Origin of the sequence: uncultured Comamonas sp., from assembly GCF_964277875.1 — a bacterium.
GTDB lineage: Bacteria > Pseudomonadota > Gammaproteobacteria > Burkholderiales > Burkholderiaceae_C > Comamonas > Comamonas sediminis.
On record NZ_CAXYJV010000005.1, the window covers coordinates 1 to 20,622 of the forward strand.

Annotated in this window: 16 protein-coding genes; 7 read left to right on the forward strand and 9 right to left on the reverse strand. The window is 66.2% G+C overall.

Features of this window, described 5'->3' with window-relative positions:
* Positions 1 to 165: 165 nt before the first annotated feature.
* The 6 genes from ACHWUQ_RS02395 to ACHWUQ_RS02420 all read right to left on the reverse strand — a co-directional run bounded on the left by ACHWUQ_RS02395 (position 166) and on the right by ACHWUQ_RS02420 (position 6,590).
* Complete coding sequence (locus ACHWUQ_RS02395) at positions 166 to 969, reverse strand: SDR family oxidoreductase (protein WP_133855895.1); 804 nt, start codon at positions 967 to 969, stop codon at positions 166 to 168.
* On the reverse strand, positions 966 to 2,690 hold the full coding sequence (locus ACHWUQ_RS02400; protein WP_394680253.1) for a long-chain-fatty-acid--CoA ligase: 1,725 nt from the start codon (positions 2,688 to 2,690) through the stop codon (positions 966 to 968). The genes ACHWUQ_RS02395 and ACHWUQ_RS02400 overlap by 4 nt, the downstream gene beginning before the upstream one ends.
* Positions 2,691 to 2,702: 12 nt before the next feature.
* Positions 2,703 to 3,689 carry a tripartite tricarboxylate transporter substrate binding protein gene (locus tag ACHWUQ_RS02405; RefSeq protein ID WP_312836224.1) on the reverse strand — a complete coding sequence of 329 codons (987 nt, stop codon included), beginning with the start codon at positions 3,687 to 3,689 and terminating at the stop codon, positions 2,703 to 2,705.
* Between the two features lie 71 nt (positions 3,690 to 3,760).
* On the reverse strand, positions 3,761 to 4,537 hold the full coding sequence (locus ACHWUQ_RS02410; RefSeq protein ID WP_312459685.1) for a crotonase/enoyl-CoA hydratase family protein: 777 nt from the start codon (positions 4,535 to 4,537) through the stop codon (positions 3,761 to 3,763).
* Positions 4,538 to 4,573: 36 nt separating this feature from the next.
* On the reverse strand, positions 4,574 to 5,341 hold the full coding sequence (locus tag ACHWUQ_RS02415; RefSeq protein WP_230778498.1) for an SDR family NAD(P)-dependent oxidoreductase: 768 nt from the start codon (positions 5,339 to 5,341) through the stop codon (positions 4,574 to 4,576).
* 67 nt (positions 5,342 to 5,408) lie between these two features.
* Positions 5,409 to 6,590 carry a thiolase family protein gene (locus tag ACHWUQ_RS02420; protein ID WP_394680276.1) on the reverse strand — a complete coding sequence of 394 codons (1,182 nt, stop codon included), beginning with the start codon at positions 6,588 to 6,590 and terminating at the stop codon, positions 5,409 to 5,411.
* A 210-nt stretch (positions 6,591 to 6,800) separates the two neighbouring features.
* Between ACHWUQ_RS02420 and ACHWUQ_RS02425 the strand changes: the two genes are divergently transcribed.
* From ACHWUQ_RS02425 to ACHWUQ_RS02440, 4 genes are all read left to right on the forward strand, one after another.
* A complete protein-coding gene (locus tag ACHWUQ_RS02425) occupies positions 6,801 to 8,378 on the forward strand; it encodes an AMP-binding protein (protein ID WP_394680254.1) in 1,578 nt (525 codons plus the stop codon).
* Between the two features lie 41 nt (positions 8,379 to 8,419).
* Positions 8,420 to 9,562 (forward strand): acyl-CoA dehydrogenase family protein, encoded by a 1,143-nt coding sequence (locus tag ACHWUQ_RS02430; RefSeq protein ID WP_394680255.1) that lies wholly within the window; start codon positions 8,420 to 8,422, stop codon positions 9,560 to 9,562.
* Between the two features lie 67 nt (positions 9,563 to 9,629).
* The gene (locus ACHWUQ_RS02435; RefSeq protein ID WP_394680256.1) at positions 9,630 to 10,616 is read left to right on the forward strand and encodes a Bug family tripartite tricarboxylate transporter substrate binding protein; all 987 of its coding nucleotides are present in this window, start codon (positions 9,630 to 9,632) and stop codon (positions 10,614 to 10,616) included.
* 77 nt (positions 10,617 to 10,693) lie between these two features.
* Complete coding sequence (locus tag ACHWUQ_RS02440; protein WP_312836220.1) at positions 10,694 to 11,356, forward strand: response regulator transcription factor; 663 nt, start codon at positions 10,694 to 10,696, stop codon at positions 11,354 to 11,356.
* Here the strand turns inward: ACHWUQ_RS02440 and ACHWUQ_RS02445 are convergent.
* Positions 11,342 to 13,993 carry a PAS-domain containing protein gene (locus ACHWUQ_RS02445; RefSeq protein ID WP_394680257.1) on the reverse strand — a complete coding sequence of 884 codons (2,652 nt, stop codon included), beginning with the start codon at positions 13,991 to 13,993 and terminating at the stop codon, positions 11,342 to 11,344. The two genes, ACHWUQ_RS02440 and ACHWUQ_RS02445, sit on opposite strands and share 15 nt — an antisense overlap.
* 166 nt (positions 13,994 to 14,159) lie before the next feature.
* Between ACHWUQ_RS02445 and ACHWUQ_RS02450 the strand changes: the two genes are divergently transcribed.
* Entirely contained in the window at positions 14,160 to 15,503 is a 1,344-nt protein-coding gene (locus ACHWUQ_RS02450; protein ID WP_312459663.1) for a dicarboxylate/amino acid:cation symporter, read from the forward strand.
* A 74-nt stretch (positions 15,504 to 15,577) separates the two neighbouring features.
* Here ACHWUQ_RS02450 and ACHWUQ_RS02455 read toward each other — a convergent pair whose 3' ends face one another.
* Both ACHWUQ_RS02455 and ACHWUQ_RS02460 read right to left on the reverse strand, forming a co-directional pair.
* Positions 15,578 to 16,444 (reverse strand): hypothetical protein, encoded by an 867-nt coding sequence (locus tag ACHWUQ_RS02455; RefSeq protein ID WP_394680258.1) that lies wholly within the window; start codon positions 16,442 to 16,444, stop codon positions 15,578 to 15,580.
* Positions 16,445 to 16,513: 69 nt separating this feature from the next.
* A complete protein-coding gene (locus ACHWUQ_RS02460) occupies positions 16,514 to 18,235 on the reverse strand; it encodes an FMN-binding glutamate synthase family protein (protein WP_394680259.1) in 1,722 nt (573 codons plus the stop codon).
* 215 nt (positions 18,236 to 18,450) lie between these two features.
* Here ACHWUQ_RS02460 and ACHWUQ_RS02465 point away from each other — a divergent pair, with 215 nt between their 5' ends.
* Both ACHWUQ_RS02465 and ACHWUQ_RS02470 read left to right on the forward strand, forming a co-directional pair.
* Positions 18,451 to 19,260, forward strand: a complete 810-nt coding sequence (locus ACHWUQ_RS02465) for a UPF0149 family protein (protein WP_312528727.1) — start codon at positions 18,451 to 18,453, stop codon at positions 19,258 to 19,260.
* Between the two features lie 138 nt (positions 19,261 to 19,398).
* Positions 19,399 to 20,496 (forward strand): SPFH and helix-turn-helix domain-containing protein, encoded by a 1,098-nt coding sequence (locus ACHWUQ_RS02470; protein WP_230778516.1) that lies wholly within the window; start codon positions 19,399 to 19,401, stop codon positions 20,494 to 20,496.
* Positions 20,497 to 20,622: the final 126 nt, after the last annotated feature.

The following is a 20,622-nucleotide window of genomic DNA, read 5'->3' on the forward strand; positions in this document are numbered from 1 at the left end:
TGTCGCGCCCGCCGCGCAGTGCAGCGCCGCCATCGACCGGGATGATGGCCCCGGTCACATAGTTGGCCAGTTCGGACGACAGGAACAGGGCCATGTCGGGGCAGTGAAAGCGCAAGGTGGCCACGCCGTCCTGGCGCTCAAAAATAATGCGTTTGTAGCATTGGCTCATGCGGCGCTCCTGGGGACGTAGGACGCACGCATGTCGCGCCCGCCGCGCAGTGCAGCACCACCATCGACGGGGATGATGGCCCCGGTCACATAGCTGGCCAGTTCGGACGACAGGAACAGGGCCATGTGGGCGACATCGTCGGTGCTGCCCATGCGCAGCAGCGGCACGGTGGAGACGGCGCGCTCGAGCGCATCGGCCGTGGGCGCCAGGCGCCGCATGCCCTCGGTATCGCCGATGGGGCCGGGCGAGATGCTGTTGACGCGGATGCCGTCCTCGCCCCATTCCAGCGCCAGCACCTTGGTCATCATGTCGATGCCGGCCTTGGCCGCGCAGGCATGGACCTGGTACATCGTCGGGTTGACACCTTGCGGCGCCGAGATGTTGATGACGCTGGCGCCGGGCTTGCGCAGCATCGGGTAAGCCAGGCGCAGCACATGGAAGCTGCCATTGAGGTCGATGTCGACAACCGTCTTGAAGCCATTGGGCGACAGGTCCTTGGCCGGCGCAATGAAGTTGCCCGCAGCGCCCGAGACCAGCACATCGATGGGGCCAAAGCGGGCATGCGCCTGCTCCAGCGCGGCCTGCACGGCGGCGGGGTCGCGCACATCGGCGCTCAGGCCCAGGGCCTGGGCGCCCAGCGCCTCCAGCTCGGCGGCGGCCTGGGCCACCTTGTCGGCCGAGCGGCTCATGACCACGACATGGGCGCCGGCGCGGGCGAAGGCCTTGGCAATGCCCAGGTTGATGCCACTGCTGCCGCCTGCGACAAACACATGCTGGTGGCGAAAGGAAAAAGAGCTCATGGGTGTTCCGTATGCAGAGAAGGGGAGGAGGCAGCGGCTTGCTGCGCCGCCTCCTGCAATGCGCGCCACTGGATCTTGCCGGTGGCGGATTTGGGCAGTGCGGCGAGAAAGTCCACCGCGCGTGGCACCTTGTAGGCGGCCATCTGTTCACGGCTCCAGCCGATGATCTCGTCCTCCGACGCCTGCGCGCCAGGGCGCAGCACCACGAGGGCCTTGACCGATTCGCCGCGCTTGGCATCGGGCACGGCGATCACGCAGGCCTCCAGCACGGCCGGGTGGCTGTAGAGCATGTTTTCGACCTCGGCGGGCCAGACCTTGTAGCCGTTGGCATTGATCATGCGTTTCAAGCGGTCGCGCATGAAGTAGTAGCCGTCCTCGTCGACCGAGGCCAGGTCGCCGGTGCGAAAGTAGCGCCGGCCATGGCGTTCGAAAAAGGCCGCGCGGTTGGCCTCGTCATTGCGCCAGTAGCCCTGCATCACCTGTTCGCCGCTGGAGACCAGCTCGCCCACCTCGCCTGCGGGCAGCTCTTGCAGGGTCTCGGGGTCGACGATCATCGAATGCACGCCCTGGGTAGGCACGCCCAGGCACTGGCGCTTGGCGTGGCCCGGCGGGTTGGCATGCAAAAAGGCGGCGGTCTCGGTCAGGCCATAGCCTTCGCTGTAGTGCAGGCCATAGCGCTCGGCCAGCATCTGCGATACCGCCTCGGGCATGGCCGCGCCGCCACCGGCCAGCATGGCCAGGCTCGACAGGTCCAGCCCATGGGCAGTGGCCTGGCTGAACAGGTCGATCACCATGCTGGGCGGCGCCGTCCAGGCGGTGACCTGGTGGCGCTCGATCAGCCGCGCGGCCAGCAGCGCATCCCAGCGCGGCATCATCACCACGGTGCCGCCGACGGCAATGGGCATGTTCATGCCGTACTGCGTGCCCAGCATGTGGAACATCGGCGCGACCGACAGAAACACCAGGTCGTCATTGAAGCCGCGCCACAGCCTTGAGCCGGTGAGCGATGCCAGCACCGAGTGGTGGCTGTGCATGCAGCCCTTGGGATGGCCGGTGGTGCCCGAGGTATAGGGGATGGTGGCCAGCATGTCGGCCTGCGCCACACGCGGGCCGGGTGCCAGCTGCAGCGCCAATGCATCGGCAAAGCCATGGTAGGGGCCGGCGGGCAGCGGCTGGCGCGGCGTGGTCACCACCTCGGGCAGCGCATCGGGCGGCGGGGTGGTGGGCAGCGCATCGCTGTAGGCATGGACGAGCACCGCATCGAGCAGGCCCGCATCCACGCAGGGCCGGACGCTGGCCAGCAGCTCCTGGGCGGCGATGGCCAGGCGGGCGCCGCTGTTGTCGGCGTAGTAGCGCAGCTCGGTGGCGGTGGTCATTGCGCTCACCGGCACCACCACGCCACCGGCGCGGTAGATCGCATAGCAGGCGATGACGAACTGCGGGCAGTTCTGGCTTTGCAGCAGCACGCGCTGGCCCGGTGCCAGCTGCAGGCGCTGCTGCAAGAAGCCGGCCAGCGCCTCCACCTGGGCCAGCAGCTGGGCATAGCTGGTGCTGGCACCCGCGTAGATGATGGCGGGCTTGTCCGGGTAGCGCTGGGCCGAGGCGCTCAGGTTGTCATCCAGGCTGATGCGGGGCACGCGCAGATCGCGCGAGACCCCTTTGGGCCAGTAGAAAGGCAGCGCTGGGCGGGGAGAGGCGGTGGAGGTGGGCGTGTCAAACATCGGCAGGTCGCATCAGTCCAGCTGCAGCTGCTGGCTCTGGATCAGCGCGCCCCAGGTCTGCTGGTCATCGGCCACCAGCTTGGCAAAGTCTGCTTGGGGCATGCCGCCGGGGCGGCCGCCCAGCGCGCGGTAGCGGCGCATGATGTCGGGGTCATGCAGCACGGCCTGCAGGTTCTCGGCCAGTTTTTTCTGCACCTCGGGCGGGGTCTTGGCGGGCACGAAGAAGCCCATCCAACCGACCTGGTTGAAGTTGCGCATGCCCAGCTCGGTCATCGTCGGCACCTCGGGCAGATCGGGCTCGCGCTGGTCGCCAGTGACAGCCAGCGGGCGCAGCTTGCCGTCCTTGATATGGACCAGCGAGGCGGTCATGTTGTCGAACATGAACTGGGTCTCGCCGGTCACGATCGCCATCGTGCCGGGGGCCGAGCCCTTGTAGGGGATGTGGACCACATCGGTGCCGGTGCGCTCCTTGAACAGCTCGCCCATCAGGTGCGTGGTCTGGCCCACACCTGCGGACGAGAACGACAGCTTGCCCGGCTGCGCCTTGGCAGCGGCCACCAGCGCATCCAGGCTCTGGATGGGCGACTTGGCGGGCACGACCAGCACGTTGGCAAACGAGATCATGTCGGTCAGCGCGGCAAAGTCGCCGGGTTGGTAGCTGAGCTTTTTATAGGCCGTGTAGTTGATCGCATTGGAGCCGCTGTTGCCCACCAGCACCGTGTAGCCGTCGGGCTGGGCGCGGGCGACCAGGCTGGCCCCCAGGCTGCCGCCGGCGCCGGGTTTGTTGTCGACGATTACCGGCTGGCCCAGCCGCTGGCCCAGCTTTTGGGCCAGCAGGCGTGCGGGAATATCGGTCGACCCGCCGGCGGCGCCGGGCACCACCAAGGTGATGGTGCGCGTGGGCCAGCTGGCCTCGGCATGGGCGTGGAGCGCGCTGGCGAGCAGCGCCAGGGCCGCCAAGGCCCGCAGGGGCTGGCGAAGAGGCTGGGTACGTGGCATGGGTTTGTCTCCTGCTGCGCGCTTCTGTGGCGCGTCCAAGGGCTGTACAACGCAGAGTTGCGGGACGGGGTTCAGGCACCCTTCCAGACCGGTGCGCGTTTTTCCGCAAAGGCGGCCGCGCCTTCGCGCGCATCCTGCGAGCTGAACACCGGCGCGGTGATGGCGGACTGGCGCTCGAACATCTCCGCCAGCGGCCATTCGCCGGACTGGCTGGCCACCTGCTTGCTCGCGGCGACTGCCAGCGGGCCATTGGCGGCAATGGTCTGCGCCAGCGCCAGTGCGGCATCGAGTGCGCCGCCGGGCTCGGTCAGGCGGTTGACCAGGCCCAACTGGGCAAAGCGCTCGGCGCCAAACATGTCGCCGGTGAGGATGCATTCCAGCGCCACGTGGTAGGGCAGGCGTTTGGGCAGGCGCAGCAGGCCACCGGCCGATGCAGCCAGGCCCCGCTTGACTTCGGGCAGGCCAAATTGGGCATTGCGTGCGGCCACGATCAGGTCGCAGGCGAGGGCCACCTCAAAGCCGCCAGCCAGCGCATAGCCTTCCACCGCCGCGATCAGCGGCTTGGAAGGGGGCCGCATCGTCAACCCGCAAAAGCCGCGCCCCGGCAGGCTGGGGCGCTTGCCCTGCAAAAAGCCCTTGAGGTCCATGCCGGCGCAAAAGCTGCCGCCCGCGCCGGTGATGATGCCTACCCGGAGGTCCGGCCGGCTGTCCAGCGCGTCGAGCGCACTGGCCATCGCCTCTGCCATTTCCAAGGTGGCGGCATTGCGCGCCTGGGGGCGGTTGAGCTGCATGATGAGCACCGGGCCACGGGTTTCGACCAGGAGTTCGGTGGTGTCAGAGCCAGACATGGGAGCCTTTCAAAGGGTGCTGCAGGGCAGTGCGCCTCAGCGTGGTTGCATGCGGATGGCGCCGTCCAGGCGGATGGTTTCGCCGTTCAGCATCGGGTTCTCCAGAATGTGCAGCGCCGTCATCGCGTACTCGGGCGGGCGGCCCAGGCGTGCCGGGTTGGGGACCGACGCGGCGAGCGACTGGCGCACGTTCTCGGGCAGCTTGGCGAGGATGGGGGTGTCGAACAGGCCCGGTGCAATGGTGCAGACGCGGATCATCTTGGAGGCCAGATCGCGCGCGGCGACGATGGTCATGCCGATGACGGCGGCCTTCGACGAGGCATAGGGGATCTGGCCGATCTGGCCTTCATAGCCCGCGACCGAGGCGGTCAGCACGCAGGCGCCGCGCTCGCCTTCCAGCGGCTCGTTCTGCGCCATCGCGACGGCCGACAGGCGCAAGGTGTTGAAGGTACCGATCTGGTTGATACGGATGATGTTCGTGTATTTTTCCAGCGAGCCGGGGCTGCCGTCCTTCTCGATCAGGCGCACCGGGCCGCCGATGCCGGCGCAATGCACCAGCGCACGGAACTGGCCCCAGGCCTGCGCGGCAGACACGGCCTTTTGCATCTGCTCGGCATCGGCCACATCGGCCTTGATGAATTGAAGCTGGCCGGCGTACTGCTTTTCCATCGCGGCGCCGCGCTCTTCGTTCAGGTCCACCGCCACCACGTTCAGGCCGCGCTCCAGCAGCGCCACTGCGCTGGCTTCGCCCAGCCCCGATACGCCGCCGGTCACGAGGGCGGTCATTCCTTGGGTCAATTGCATCTCAAAAATCCTTGTCAGTTCAAACGTTCAATCCGATGGAGTCCTTGTGAAGGGCTCTCTGAGGCGCTTAGCGCAGCACCTCAATAATCGTGGCGTTGGCCATGCCACCGGCCTCGCACATCGACTGCAGGCCATAGCGCTTACCGCTGTCTTCCAGCGCATGCAGCATCGTGGTCATCAGCCGCAGGCCCGAGGCGCCCAGCGGGTGGCCCAGCGCAATGGCGCCGCCGCGCGGGTTCAGGCGCTCGCCATCGGCACCCAGCTCTTTCTGCCAGGCCAGTGGCACCGAGGCAAAGGCCTCGTTGATCTCGTAGTGCGCAATGTCGCCCAGCTGCATGCGCGCCTTGGCCAGCACGCGCTGGGTGGCGGGGATGGGGGCGGTCAGCATGTACAGCGGGTCGTCGCCCACGACATCAAAGGCCACAAAGCGGGCGCGTGGGCGCAGTCCCAATTGCAGCGCGCGCTCTTCGCTCATGATCAGCATGGCGCTGGCGCCATCGGTCATCTGCGAGGCATTGCCGGCCGTGGTGCTCCACTGGATCTGCGGAAAGCGGGCCGAGAGTTCTTCGCTCTCGAACACGGCCTTGAGGCCGGCGAGCTTCTCGGCCGTGGTGCTGGCGCGGATGGTCTCGTCAGCACTGACAAGGCCCAGCGGGCTGCGGATGGGCACGATCTCGCGCGCAAAGCCGCCGCTGCTTTGGGTGGCATGGGCGCGCTGGTGCGAGCGGGCGGCATAGGTATCCAGATCGCTGCGCGACAGGCCCCATTTGGCGGCCACCAGGTCAGCCGACACCCCCTGGCCCACGAGGCCCGGTGCATAGCGCTCGTCAAAGCGGGCGCCGGTCGTGTTCTTGCCCATGCGTGAGCTGCCCATCGGCACCCGGCTCATCGATTCGACACCGCAGGCGATGACGATGTCCTGCGTGCCGGACATGATGGCCTGGGCGGCAAAGTGCACCGCCTGCTGGCTGGAGCCGCATTTGCGGTCAATCGTGGTCGAGGGCACATGGGTGGGCAGGCCGGCGGCCAGCCAGGCCAGGCGCCCGGGCGTGCCTGCCTGCTCGCCCGCCTGGCTGACGCAGCCGCAGATCACGTCATCGACGGTCGCGGGGTCGAGCTGGTTGCGGGCCACCAGCTGCTCCAGCACCTGGGAGAGCAGGTCGACCGGGTGGACTTCGGCCAGCGCGCCATCGGGTTTGGCCCGGGCCATGGGGCTGCGGATGGCATCGACAATGACAGGTGTTTTCATCATTTAATGAGACTTGTGGATCATTAAATTAATGATAGGTTTCAAAAAACCGAATACCTACTGGTATTTACCCGCAGCAAATTTCGCAGCAAACGCCAGATACTGTCTGTGAAATCTCGAAATTCGAGACGATTGATTCAAAATTAAAGTAAAGATGTAACACAGGTGATTGCGTGCAGCGATCCCCTGTGCACCACGGAGACCGAGGAGATGCACAACTTCTTCAGCTGGGCCCAGGCCCAGCCCGAGCGGGTGGTTTTGACGCAGGCTGATACCGGCCGGTGCTACACCGCAGGCGAGATCGCGCAGGGCGCCGAGCAGATGGCGCAGTGGCTGGCGCAGCAGGGGCTGCAGGCCGAGGAGACGATTGCGGTGCTGCTGGAAAACCGCTATGAAATCATGCAGCTGGTACTGGCCGCGCGGCTGGCCGGCCTGTATGCCGCCGTCATCAGCACCCACCTGACCGCGGCCGAGGTGGCCTATATCGCCCAGGACAGCGGTGCCAAGGTGCTGCTGGTTTCCAGCAAGACCTGGCCCACCGCGCAGGAGGCGGTGCAGGGCCTGGCGCTGGCCTGCTATTCGGTCGATGGCGATACGCCGGGTGTGGCGCCCCTGGCCGATGCGCTGGCCGCCGTACCCCAGCGCGCGCCGATCGACCTGGCCATGCGCCCGCTGGGCCGCGATCTGCTCTATTCCAGCGGCACCACCGGCCGGCCCAAGGGCATCAAGAAGCCGCTGCTGGCCGCAGCCTACCGCACGCAGCGCGACCCCGAGGTAGCCGCATGGATGCGCAGCATGCGGTTTGATGAAGACGCCGTCTACCTCTCGCCCGCGCCGCTCTACCATGCGGCACCGCTGCGCTACAGCCTGCGCACCCTGGATGTCGGCGGCTCGGCCATCATCATGAGCCGCTTCGATCCGGAGCAGGCGCTGGCGCTGATCGAGCGCTACCACGTCACCCACAGCCAGTGGGTGCCGACGATGCTGGGGCGCCTGCTCAAGCTGCCCGACGAGGTCAAGCGCCGCTACCGGCTGGACAGCCACCGCGTGGCCATCCATGCGGCAGCGCCCTGCCCGGTGGCCGTCAAGCAGGGCATGCTGGACTGGTGGGGCGACATCCTGCTGGAGTACTACGCCGGCTCCGAAGGCTGCGGCACTACGTTGATCGATTCGGCCGAATGGCGTGCACGGCCAGGCTCGGTGGGCCGGGCCATCAGCGGCCAGCTGCATATCGTCGGCGACGAAGGGCAGGAGCTGGGCGTGGGCGAGGTCGGCCGGGTGTATTTCTCGGGCGGCGGTGCCTTCCAGTACCTCAATGACGAGCGCAAGACGCGCGAGGCCATCGATGCGCGCGGCTGGGCCACCTATGGCGACATCGGCCATGTCGATGCCGACGGCTTTCTGTTCCTGAGCGACCGCCGCGCCGACCTGATCCTGTCGGGCGGGGTCAATCTCTACCCGCAGGAGATCGAGAACGCGCTGGCCCAGCATGCCGCCGTGGAAGAGGTGGCCGTCGTCGGCGTGCCCGATGAGGACTTTGGCGAGCAGACCCTGGCCGTCGTGGTGCTCAAGCCCGGCTTTGCGCCCGACGAGGCCATGGCGCGCGCGATCGTTGACCACGCGGCCGCCAGCCTGTCCAAGGTCAAGCGGCCCCAGCGCCTGGTGTTCGAGCCCAGCCTGCCCCGGCTGGAGACCGGCAAGCTGCTGCGCCGTGTGCTCAAGGACCGGTTCAAGGCGTCGCCGCAGGCGGGCTTTGGCCTGCGCAGTACCAGCGGCGCCCAGGGCTGATGCCCCCCATTCATTCTTCCCTATCCCAGCCTTTGACCACCATGCAAGACCTGACCCAACGCAGCGTATACCGCGAAGACCATCTGCAGTTTCGTGATGCCGTCCGCCATTTCTTTGACAAGGAGATCGTGCCCTTCCACGCGCAGTGGGAGCGCGATGGCATCGTCCCCAAGGAGGTCTGGCGCAAGGCCGGCCGCGAGGGCCTGCTCAACACCATGCTGCCCGAGCCCTATGGCAGCGGGGGTGATTTTGGCCATGCCGCCGTGCTGATCGAAGAGATTGCCCGCACGGGCGCCAGCGGCCTGGGCTTTCCGCTGCATTCGGACATCGTCGCGCCCTATATCCATGCCTATGGCAGCACCGCGCAAAAAGACCGCTGGCTGCCCAAGATGGCGGCCGGCGAGATGATCGGCGCGATCGCGATGACCGAGCCCGGCGCGGGCAGCGACCTCAAATCGGTGCGCACCACCGCCAGGCGCGACGGCGACCACTATGTGATCAATGGCGCCAAGACCTTCATCACCAATGGCATCAATGCCGAGATCGTCGTGGTGGTCTGCAAGACGGCGCCCGAGCTGGGTGCCAAGGGCGTGTCGTTGATCGTGGTGGAAGACGGCACGCCCGGCTTTGCCAAGGGCCGCAAGCTCGAGAAGATCGGCCTGATGGCGCAGGACACCTCGGAGCTGTTTTTTGACAACGTGCGCGTGCCGGTGGACAACCTGCTGGGCGAAGAGAACCTGGGCTTCAAGTACCTGATGCACGAGCTGGCGCAAGAGCGCCTGGTGGTGGCGGTGCGTGCTGCCATGTCGATCGAGGCCTTTTTGCAGAAGACCGTGGACTACACCCGCGAGCGCAAGGCCTTTGGCCAGACGGTGTTCGAGTTCCAGAACACCCGCTTCAAGCTGGCCGAGGCCAAGGCCCAGGCGACGATGCTGCGCGTGTTCGTCGATGACTGCATGCGCCTGCACCTGACGCGCGATCTGACACCGGACCGTGCAGCCATGGTCAAGCTCAATGCAACGGCGCTGCAGAACAAGCTGCTCGACGAATTTTTGCAGCTGCACGGCGGCTACGGCTACATGACCGAGTACCAGGTCGGCCGGGCCTGGACCGATGCCCGCATTGGGCGCATCTACGGCGGCAGCGACGAGATCATGAAGGAAATCATTGCCCGAACGCTTTGACCATGACCAGCGCCCCGAGCACGCCACAGAGCGCGCCAGCGGCATAACCCGCAACAGGAGACAAACCATGCAAAACCGCCGCTCGGCCCTGGGCCGTGTACTCACCACTGCTGCCTGCGCTGCCCTGGTGCTTGCCACCGGCAGCGCCCTGGCCGCCGACCACTACCCCAGCAAGCCCATCCGCCTGGTGGTGCCCTACCCGGCAGGGGGCGGCACCGACATCATTGCCCGCTTGATGGGCACCCAGCTGTCGCAGCGCTGGGGCCAGCCGGTGATTGTGGACAACAAGCCCGGTGCCAGCGGCATGATGGGCAACGACCTGGTGGCCAAGGCGCCCGCCGATGGCTACACGGTGCTGCTGGGCATTACCGCGCTGGTGCAGATCCCCGCGCTGTACAAGAAGGTGCCTTACCAGTTGAGCGACCTGGCGCCGGTGTCGCAGGCGGTCAAGTCGGCCGACCTGGTGTTTGTGCCGCGCAGCTCGGGCATCACCAGCCTGCAGCAGTTTGTGGCCAAGGCCAAGGCCCAGCCGGGCAAGCTCAACTACGGCTCGTACGGTAATGCCACCTCGTCCCACCTGCATGGCGAGCAGCTCAAGCTCAAGGCCGGTATCGACATGGTCCACGTGCCTTACCAGGGCTCGGGCCCCGAGATGGCGGCTATGTTGGGTGGCCAGCTGGAGTCGGCCTTCATCGATGCGGCTGCCGCCTACCCGCATATCAAATCGGACAAGGTCAACATTTTGGCGGTGACCGGCGCGCAGCGCCACCCCGCGCTGCCCGATGTGCCGACGATGGCCGAGGCCGGCTACAGCGGCTTTGAGGCCAATGGCTGGTTTGGCTACTTTGTGCCGGCCAGCACCCCGCAGCCGATTGTGGACAAGCTGGGCAACGAACTGGCCGCCATCGTCAAGATGCCCGAGATCAGCAAGCGCCTGCTGGACATGGGCCTGATCCCCGTGGGCTCGACGCCGGCGGAGTTCAAGCCGCTGCTGGCCCGCGATGCGGCGCACTGGAAATCGATTGTCGATGCGGCGAAGATCTCGATGGATTGACGCGAAAACACAGCAGGTCAGCGGGACTTCAGGTGGGCGGCGCCGCACAGGTCCACGCAAATGGCAGACTATCGCCTATGTCCCCTCCCGCTCTGCTTGTTGCCGATGACCACCCCCTGTTTCGCGCTGCCGTGGTGCAGGTGATCCGGGGGCGTTTTGCTGCCTTCGAGGTGCTGGAAGCCTCCAGTGCCAGCTCGCTCAGCGCAGCCTTGGCGGCGCACCCCGGCATCGAGCTGGTGCTGCTTGACCTGACGATGCCCGGAACCCATGGTTTCTCGGCGCTGCTGCATGTGCGCGGCGCCTACCCGCAGCTGCCGGTGGTGGTCATCTCGTCCAACGACCACCCGCGCATCATCCGCCGCGCCCAGCAGTTCGGCGCCTCGGGCTTTATCTCCAAGGCGGCATCGGCCGATGCCATCACTGCAGCCATCGAGGCGGTGATGGAGGGGGACACCGTCTTCCCCTCGATGGCTGCCGAGCTGTCGCAGGAAGACGCCGAGCTGGCCGCCCGCCTGGCGCAGCTGACGCCCCACCAGTTCAAGACCCTGCTGTACCTGGCCGATGGCCTGCTCAACAAGCAGATTGCGCAGGAGATGGGCGTGACCGAGCACACCGTGAAGGTGCATGTGACGGCCATCCTGAAAAAGCTCGGCTGCCACAGCCGCACCCAGGTTGCTGTGCTGGTGCGCAACCTGGAGGCGGATGGCGGTATGCCCACCGACGACTCAGCGCTGGCGTAGCAGCAGCTGGCCGACCAGTGCGCGCAGAGCGGCAGGCCGCGCAGGCTGCGTCAGCACCCCCCAGCCCCACGCACGGGCCTGTTGGCTGGCGGCGTCCTGGTGGCCGGCATCGGTGCTGAGCCAGACGACGCCCGGCGTTTTGGGCCCGCAGGCCAGCAAGGCGCTTATGGTGGCCGGGCTGGCATGCGCCGCATCGACCACGACAAAGGCAGGCCACGGCGTTGGGCCGTTCCGGGCCTGCGCCAACGCCGCCTCGGCATCGGCATGCTGCGCCACCTGGCAGCCCCAGCGTTGCAGCAGCGGCGCGGTGCCTTGAATGGCGGCCTGTCCAATGCACCAGGCGCTGGCGCCTTGCAGCGGTGCGGCCTGGCCGCTCGCCGCGGTGGTTTCGGCGGCCTGGTGAGACAGCGCCTGCGGCAGTGCGGCCTGGCTCAGCGGCACTTCGACCCAGAAGACCGAGCCCCGGCCCAAGCTCGAGCGCAGGCCAATCGGGTGCTGCAGCAGGCGCCCCAGGCGGTCGACGATGGCCAGACCCAGGCCGGCACCGCGCTCATGCTGGCGGCCGGTCTCCAGCCGGCGGAATTCTTCAAAGATCTCGCGGTGCAGGCTCTCGGGGATGCCGGGGCCCTGGTCATGCACCTCGATGCGCAGATGCCGGCCGACGCGCCGGCAGCCCAGCACGATGCGGCCACGCCGCGTGTAGCGGATGGCGTTGGACAGAAAGTTCTGCACAATGCGGCGCAGCAGCGCCTCGTCGCTGTGCACCCTGGCGCGGCAGCGGATGACCTGCAGCTCCAGGCCATGGCCCTGGGCCAGCACGCCCAGGCTGCTGCTCAGCTGGGCCAGCATCGGCTGGATGTCAAAGTCACGGCGCTGGACCTCCAGCTGGCCCGATTCCATGCGTGCGATGTCGAGCAGGCTGTTGAGGATATCGTCCTGAGAGGCCAGCGCCCCTTCGACATCGCTGGCCAGCTGCAAGGCCTTGTCGCCCTGCACATGCTGGCGCAGCAGCGAGGCAAACACGCGCGCAGCGTTCAGCGGCTGCAGCAGGTCATGCACCGCGGCGGCCACGAACTTGGATTTGTAGCGGTTGGCTTGTTCGGCTTCGCGCTTGGCCTGGGCCAGGTCTTCGGTGCGGTCGGCAATGCGCTTTTCCAGCGCATCGGCCAGGGAGCGCAGCTCGCGCGCGGCGTTCTTGTAGCTGGTGATGTCGGCATAGCTGGTGACAAAGCCGCCATCGGGCAAGGGGTTGCCACGGATCTCCAGCACGGTGCCGTCGGCCTTTTCGCTCTCGCGCGCATGGGGCTTGCCGCTGCGCAGAAACTGCATGCGCCGCTCGATGGCCTCATCAATGTCGCCCGAGCCCAGCAGGCCCCGGCGCGCGTTGTAGCGGTACAGCTCCTCGACCGGCATGCCCACTTTCATTAGGCCGGCCGGCAGCCGGAACAGCTCCATGTAGCGGGAGTTCCAGGCCACCAGGTTCAGCGCGGCATCAATGACCACCACGCCCTGGGGCAGGTGCTCGAGGCTCTGGCTGTGGCCGGCATCGGCCTGGTGGGCGGCGGCCACGATGCCATCCTGCGCGGTGCGCAACTCTTGCGCATGCTGCTTGAGGAGTGCCTCGAGCTCTTCGCGGCTGCGCTGGCGCAGCGCAGACAGGCGCTGGCGCTGGCGTGCATACAGCAGCAGCAGCGACAGCGCCAGCCAGCCACCGCCGGCAGCCGCAGCAGCCCACCAGGCCGCTGCCTCGCTGATGTCCACATCGTGCAGGATGTGCAGCTGCCAGCCGGTTTCGGGCAAGGTCATGCTTTGCCAGAGCTTGCGGCCCACCGGGGGATCCTGCCACTGCACCAGCGCACCACCTTCGGCCAGCGGCGTGATCTGCGCGTGGCGCAGCGGCCGCAGCGGCTGGTTGCGGTACTGCTGGGTGCGGTCCATCTCCTGCTGCGCGCTGGCATCAATGGTCTTGAGCGTGCGGTAGCGCCAGTCGTCATTGCTGGCCAGAAACACGACCCCATTGGCATCGCTGGCCAGCACGATATCGGGGTTCTGGATCCACTCGCGCTCCAGCTCCAGCAGCACGATCTTGATCGCGATCAGCCCCAGCACCCGGTGCTGGCCGCCGGCATCGCTGGTGATGGCGCGCGAGAGGAAATAGCCGGCCTCGCCAGTGGTCATGCCGATGCCGTAGAAGCTGCCTTTGTCCTGGGCCAGCGCCAGCTGCACATAGGGGCGAAAGCTGTAGTCCTCCCCGACGTTGCTGGAGGGGCCGCGCCAGTTGCTGGCGGCCAGCGCCACGCCATGGGCATCGATCAAGGTGAGGGTGGAGGCCAGGCTGGCGCCATTGGCCTGCTCCAGCTTCTGGTTCAGACGCAGCACCTGCTCGGGGCTTTGCGGATGGGTCAGCGCCTCGCGCAGCTCGGCATCGAGCGCCAGCACATCGGGCAGCACCCGGTAGCGGTCCAGCCGCTGGCCCATCGCCTGGGCGTACAGGCCCAGCTGCCGGTGGGCCTGCATATTCTCTTCGGCCAGGCTGTGCTGCAGCATCCAGTGCCAGGCGCCCGCAGCAGCAGCAGCCGTGCTCAGCAGCACGGCGCAGAAGGTCCACAGGGATCGCAGGGAGCGGCGGGCAATCATAGAGGAGGTTGTAACAACTGGCTAGGTAGTTTCCCTTGGTTTGGGTTTTCCTTAGCTCTGGGAAGGCGGCGCCTAATACTAATGTCTAATGGGCAATCTGTAAGGGCTGGGATACAAACGCGCCTCAGTGCACCGACTTGGTGCTGCGTATCTTTGGAGCCCCACCATGCAGATCGATTCCAACGCCAGCCTGGCGCCCGTACAGGCACCGCCTTTTTACCGGACTTTGTACTTCCAGGTGATCGTGGCCATCATCATCGGCGTCTTGTTGGGGCATTTCGAGCCCCAGTATGGTGCGGCGATGAAGCCCTTTGGCGATGCCTTCATCAAGCTGATCAAGATGATCATCGCACCGGTGATTTTTCTGACCATCGTGACGGGCATTGCGAACATGACGCACCTGAGCGCGGTTGGCCGCGTGTTCGGCAAGGCGATGGTGTACTTTCTGACCTTCTCGACCCTGGCCCTGATCGTGGGCCTGATCGTGGCCAATGTGATGCAGCCGGGCGCCGGCATGCACATCAATGTGGCCGATCTGGACCAGAAGGAAGTCAGCACCTATGTGGCCAAGTCGCATGACATGACCCTGACCGGTTTTGTGATGGACATCATCCCCAAGACGCTGATCAGCCCCTTTGTCGGCGACAACATTCTGCAGGTGCTGCTGGTGGCGGTGCTGTTTGGCGTGTCGCTGGCGATGGTCGGCGACAGTGGCAAGCCGGTGCTCAACCTGCTCGAATCCCTGACCAAGCCCGTCTTCAAGCTGGTCAACATCGTGATGAAGCTCGCCCCCATCGGTGCCTTCGGTGCGATGGCCTTCACGATCGGCAAGTTCGGTCTGGGCTCGCTGCTGAACCTGGCCGAGCTGGTGCTGACCTTCTACATCACTTCGCTGCTGTTCGTGCTGGTGATTCTGGGTGCCGTGGCCCGTGCCTGCGGCTTCTCGGTGCTCAAGCTGATCCGTTACCTCAAGGATGAGCTGCTGCTGGTGCTGGGCACCTCGTCGTCCGAATCGGCGCTGCCTTCGCTGATGCACAAGATGGAAAAGGCCGGTTGCAGCAAGTCGGTGGTGGGCCTGGTGGTTCCTACCGGCTACTCGTTCAACCTCGACGGCACCAACATCTACATGACCCTGGCGGCGCTGTTCATCGCCCAGGCGACCGACACCCACCTGACCCTGGGTCACCAGATTGCGTTGCTGCTGGTGGCGATGCTGAGCTCCAAGGGCGCTGCCGGTGTGACCGGCGCGGGCTTCATCACCCTGGCTGCTACGCTGGCCGTGGTGCCGGAAGTGCCCGTGGCCGGCATGGCACTGATCCTCGGTGTGGACCGCTTCATGTCCGAATGCCGTTCGCTGACCAACTTCATCGGCAATGCCGTCGCCACCGTCGTGGTCTCGCGCTGGGAGAACGCGCTGGACTACACCAAGCTCAACGCCGTGCTCAACAATGAGCCGGTGCTGGAGAATGTGCCGGTACAGGTGCCCGTGGTGGAGACCGCCAAGGGCTGATCGCCACCCGCTCCAAAAACAATGGCCTGCAGATGCAGGCCATTTTTCGTATATGACATGCCTGGAGCAGGCTCTTAAGGCAGCGGGCGCAGCAGGCCGACCATCGCCCGCAGCCGCAAGGTATCGCGCCCCAGCTTGCGCTGGTTGGGCAGCTTGCCGACCCAGCGCATCTGCTGCACGGTGCGCTCGAGCGCTGTGCGCACGGCTGGCTCGGTCTGCGCGAGCCAGGCCTGCCAGTCAACACGGGCGGCCTCCAGGGTGCCGGCGTTGTCCAGGAACAGCGCGGTGGAATGCGCGTAGCACAGCGCATCCTTGACGATGCACAGCGCAGGAGGCAGGGTCGCCAGCGGGTCGTCCTCGAAATCGATATAGCCAATGACGCCATCGGGGCAGCGCACCATGTTGCGGGCAAAGGCCTGGCTCAGGCAGGTGCCGCTGGCATGCACGCGCTGCAAGGCCGCAAAGCCCTGCTGCCACAGCACCAGGGTGCTGGCGGGCGCTTGCCGGGCTGCTGCTTCGATCTCGTCGCTGAGCGATGGCGTATTGCCGCCAGGCAGGCCCAGGTGGCGCATCAGAAAGCCATCGGGTGCATCGGCCAGCACCATTGGCACGCGCAGGCCCCGCGCATGCAGGTCGCGCAGGCGCCGCACTTCGGTGGCAATGGCCGTGCGCCCGCCGGGGTTGACGACGGGCTGCAGCACCGGCACATCGAGAAGCCGCGAGAGCAGGCCCAAGGTCCGGTAGCGCCAGGCCGCAATCGCCGGCCCGGCCTTTTTGAGCCAGACGGATTCGCCGGGCAGCTCGTAGCGCACCACATTGAAGGTCTGGCTAGCCAGGTGCTGCTGCAAAAAGCCGGCATAGTCCGCGCGCCCGGCAGGCAGGGCGCCGGACGGGGCGCCAGCGGGGGCAGGAGGCTGTAAGGGGGGAGCGGTATCGGTCATGCGCAAGCGGGGCGCACGCCGCAGCGGCCACTCCAGCAACAGTGAAAACCTTGCATTATCGCTGCCCGTTCAGCGAGCACCTGCCGCCTGGGGCACCATGTCGTGGTGGTCGGCCGGTGCCGACGGTTTGACATGGGGCTGCGCCAGCGGCTGGAAGCTCTCGGCGCTGGCCAGCGGCCAGTAGGTGCGGAAGACGTCATGCTGGTGCGCCAGGTCGTCGAGCAGCGCGCCGGGCCGCACCTGCAAGAGCAGGTTGGACAGCAGGCGCACCTCGGTGTCGCTGATGCGGCGCACGATGTGGTGGGCATTGAGCTCGCAGGGGTGGCGCAGGCCGGCGGCCTGCACCAGCTCCTGCAGCGCATGCAAAGTGCTTTTGTGGAACTGTGCGACACGCGTGGCCTTGTCGGGCACGACGAGCGCCTGCTGGCGCACGGCATCCTGCGTGGTCACGCCGGTGGGGCAGTTGCCGGTGTGGCAGGTCTGGGCCTGGATGCAGCCCAGCGCCATCATGAAGCCCCGGCCGGCATTGCACCAGTCGGCGCCCAGCGCCATCATGCGGGTGATGTCAAAGGCGGTGATGACCTTGCCGGCAGCGCCCAGCTTGATACGGTCGCGCAGGTTCACACCGATCAAGGTGTTGTGCACCAGGAGCAGGCCTTCTTGCAGCGGCACGCCGACGTGGTCGGTGAACTCGACCGGCGCTGCGCCGGTGCCGCCTTCGGCACCGTCGACGACGATGAAGTCTGGCGTGATGCCGGTCTTGAGCATGGCCTTGACAATCGCAAACCATTCCCAGGGGTGGCCCAGGCAGAACTTGAAGCCGGTGGGCTTGCCGCCCGACAGCTGGCGCAGCCGGGCGATGAAATGCATCATCTCCTCGGGCGTGGAGAAGGCGCTGTGCCGGGCCGGCGAGATGCAGTCGATGCCGACCGGTATGCCGCGTGCCGCCGCGATCTCGGGGGTGACCTTGGCGCCGGGCAGCACACCGCCATGGCCGGGCTTGGCGCCCTGGCTGAGCTTGAGCTCGATCATCTTGACCTGGGGCTGGGTGGCGTTGGCGATGTAGCGCTCTTCGCTGAAGCTGCCGTCATCGTTGCGGCAGCCGAAATAGCCTGAGGCCACTTCCCAGATCAGATCGCCACCATGCACGCGGTGGTGCTGGCTGATCGAGCCTTCGCCGGTGTCATGGGCAAAGCCGCCAATCTGCGCGCCCTTGTTCAGCGCCAGGATGGCATTGGCCGACAGCGCGCCAAAGCTCATCGCCGAGATGTTGAACACGCTGGCATGGTAGGGCTGGGTGCAGGGCGCCACCGACTGCGAGGGCGCATCGGGCGAGCCGCCAATCCAGACGCGGAAATCATGGCCGTCCAGCCGTGTGGGTGCCATCGAGTGGTTGACCCATTCATAGCCGCGTGCGCCCACATCCATCAAGGTGCCGAAAGGGCGGTTGTCCGGGTCTCCCTTGGCACGCTGGTAGACCAGCGAGCGCTGGGCGCGCGAGAAGGGCAGCGCTTCGGTGTCGCTTTCGATGAAGTACTGGCGCATTTCCGGGCGGATGAATTCCAGGAAAAAGCGCATATGGCCGATGACCGGGTAGTTGCGCAGGATGGCGTGGCGCGTCTGGCGGCGGTCGCGCAGACCCAGCAAGGTGAGTGCGGCGCCGGCCAGCACGGCCAGCCACCACCAGGGGCTGCCCTGCAGTGCCAGCGCAATGATGCCGGCCAGCAGCAACAGCATGCACAGCACCATGACGGTGTAGCGGACGGGAAAAATCTTGTGGAGCTGGTTCATCGGGAGTCGGTGCAGGTCAGGCCGGCCGGGCTGGCGCGCAAATCCCGGGCTGCAGCACAGGCGCCGTGGTGGCGCTACACTGCAGGCCCTGCCTGGCGCAGCGGCCGTCTGCCATTGCAATGTTGTTACAAAACCAGCCCCATCATAGGGCGCACCGGTGGCATTGCAAGCACGCAGGGCTTTGAGCTGCGCGGCCCCCTATTGAGAGAGCTCCGATGACCCAGCCCCAGATCCCCGATGGATTGAATGACGACCAGTTGACCGAGATCGACCAGATCCTGGAAGACATGCGCACACGCGCCGAAGAGATTCCGCAGTGGGAGTTTGCGGATGGCGCACTCACCGCGCTGGTCTGCACGCGCCGCGCGGTGCCGGTCGAAGAGTACCTGCCGATGCTGGTGGGTGATGGCGAGCTGATCGAGCGCGATGCTGACGGCCAGCTGCCGCAGCTGCCGGCCTTCAAGGACCGGGCCCAGCAAGACCGCTTTCTGGAGCTGTGGCAGATCCGCTGGAACGAGGTGAGCGCCCAGCTCGACGCCGATGTGAAGAGCCTGGAGGATGACGACACCTTCCAGCCCGATGCGATGGACATGCGCGGCGCGATTGCCAGCCTGCCCGAGCAAGAGCGCCAGGAACTGGACGGCCAGGAGATTCCATCCTTTGGCCAGGTCTGGGCGCTGGGCTTCATGTTCGTCGTCGAAAACTGGGCCGACGAGTGGGCCGCACCACGCGACAAGGAAGCCGCCCGCTGGCTGAACGATGCGCTGGAATCGGTGGTGGCGCTGACCGAGGACGACACCGGCACGCCCACCGTCTGCATGTATGACGAAAACGGCCCCGCCAGCACCAGCCAGGAGCGCGTGGAGACCTTTGGGGAGGCGATCTGGGCGGTGTATGACCTGCGCCAGATCTGGAAGAGCATGGGCCCGCGCCAGGCCACCATCGTCAAGGGCGAAGTGCCCGGCCGCAACGACCCCTGCTCCTGCGGCAGCGGCAAGAAGTACAAGAAGTGCTGCGGTGCCTGACCGCCAGATGTAAAACAAGTCTCTGACAACAGCCGCTTTTGCGGCTGTTTTGCCATCCGGCCGCAGATCGTCATCGCTCCACGCGGGCAGTGGCTCTAGAATGGCCTGGTTTTCATCTCTTTTGGCCAAGGATCACCGATGAACCTCATGAACATCATCACCAAGCAACTGATCGAGATCATCGAGTGGACCGATGACTCGCGCGATACCTTGTCGTACCGCTGGCCCGATGAGGACAAGGAAATCAAGAACGGCGCCCAGCTGATCGTGCGCGAATCGCAGCAGGTGCAGTTTGTCTCGGAAGGCCAGTTCGCCGACCTGTTCGGCCCCGGCCGCCACCAGCTGACGACGCAGAACATCCCGATTCTGTCGACCCTGCGCGGCTGGAAATACGGCTTCAACTCGCCGTTCAAGTGTGATGTGTACTACATCAACACGCGCCTGTTTACCGGCAACAAGTGGGGCACCTCCAACCCGGTGATGATGCGTGACAAGGACTTTGGCGTCGTGCGCCTGCGCGCCTTCGGCACTTATGACTTCCGCATCGTGCAGCCGGCCAAGTTCCTCAAGGAAGTGGCGGGCACGGACCAGAACTTCCGCCTCGACGAGTTTGCCGACACCATGCGCTCGCGCATTGTCAGCATCTTCAGCGAAGCGCTGGCCAAGGCCCAGGTGCCCGTGCTCGATGTGGCCCAGCGCTACACCGAGATGGGCGATGCGCTGCTGCAGCTGATCAACCCGGCCGTGACTGAAAAGTACGGCCTGGAGATCACCAGCTTCCTGCTGGAAAACGTCTCGGTGCCGCCGGAGGTGGAGCAAGCGATCGACAAGCGCTCGTCGATGAGTGCGATCGGCAACCTCAACGACTATGTGAAGTACCAGATGGGCCAGGCGATGGCCAATGGCGGCGAAGGTGCGGCAGCGGCCACGATCCCGGCGACGATGGCGATGGGCTTTGGCATGGCGCAGGAGATGATGAAGGGCATGCAGCAGCCGTCGGGTGCAGCTGCAGCCGACCCGTTCTCGCCAGCGGCAGCACAGGCGGCGCAAGCCGCGCCGGCGGCCCCGGCTGCAGGCGGCGTGCAGGTGCTGACCCCCGAGCAGGCCGCGCAGGCGCTGGGCGTGACGGTGCAGGACGTCGTGGCTGAGCTGGAATCGGGCGCGCTCAAGGGCCGCAAGATCGGCAGCGCCTGGCGCATCTCGCAGGAATCGCTGAACGAATTCCTGCGCGGATAAATCTGCGCTGCTCGCGCATGCCCCGCCGCCTTGGCCGGTGCATGCGCGTATGTGTGTCCCCATTTTGAGAACCGTGGCGCAGACCTGCTGTGCGCCAACGCTGAGTTGGACCGTGAATTCACCGAC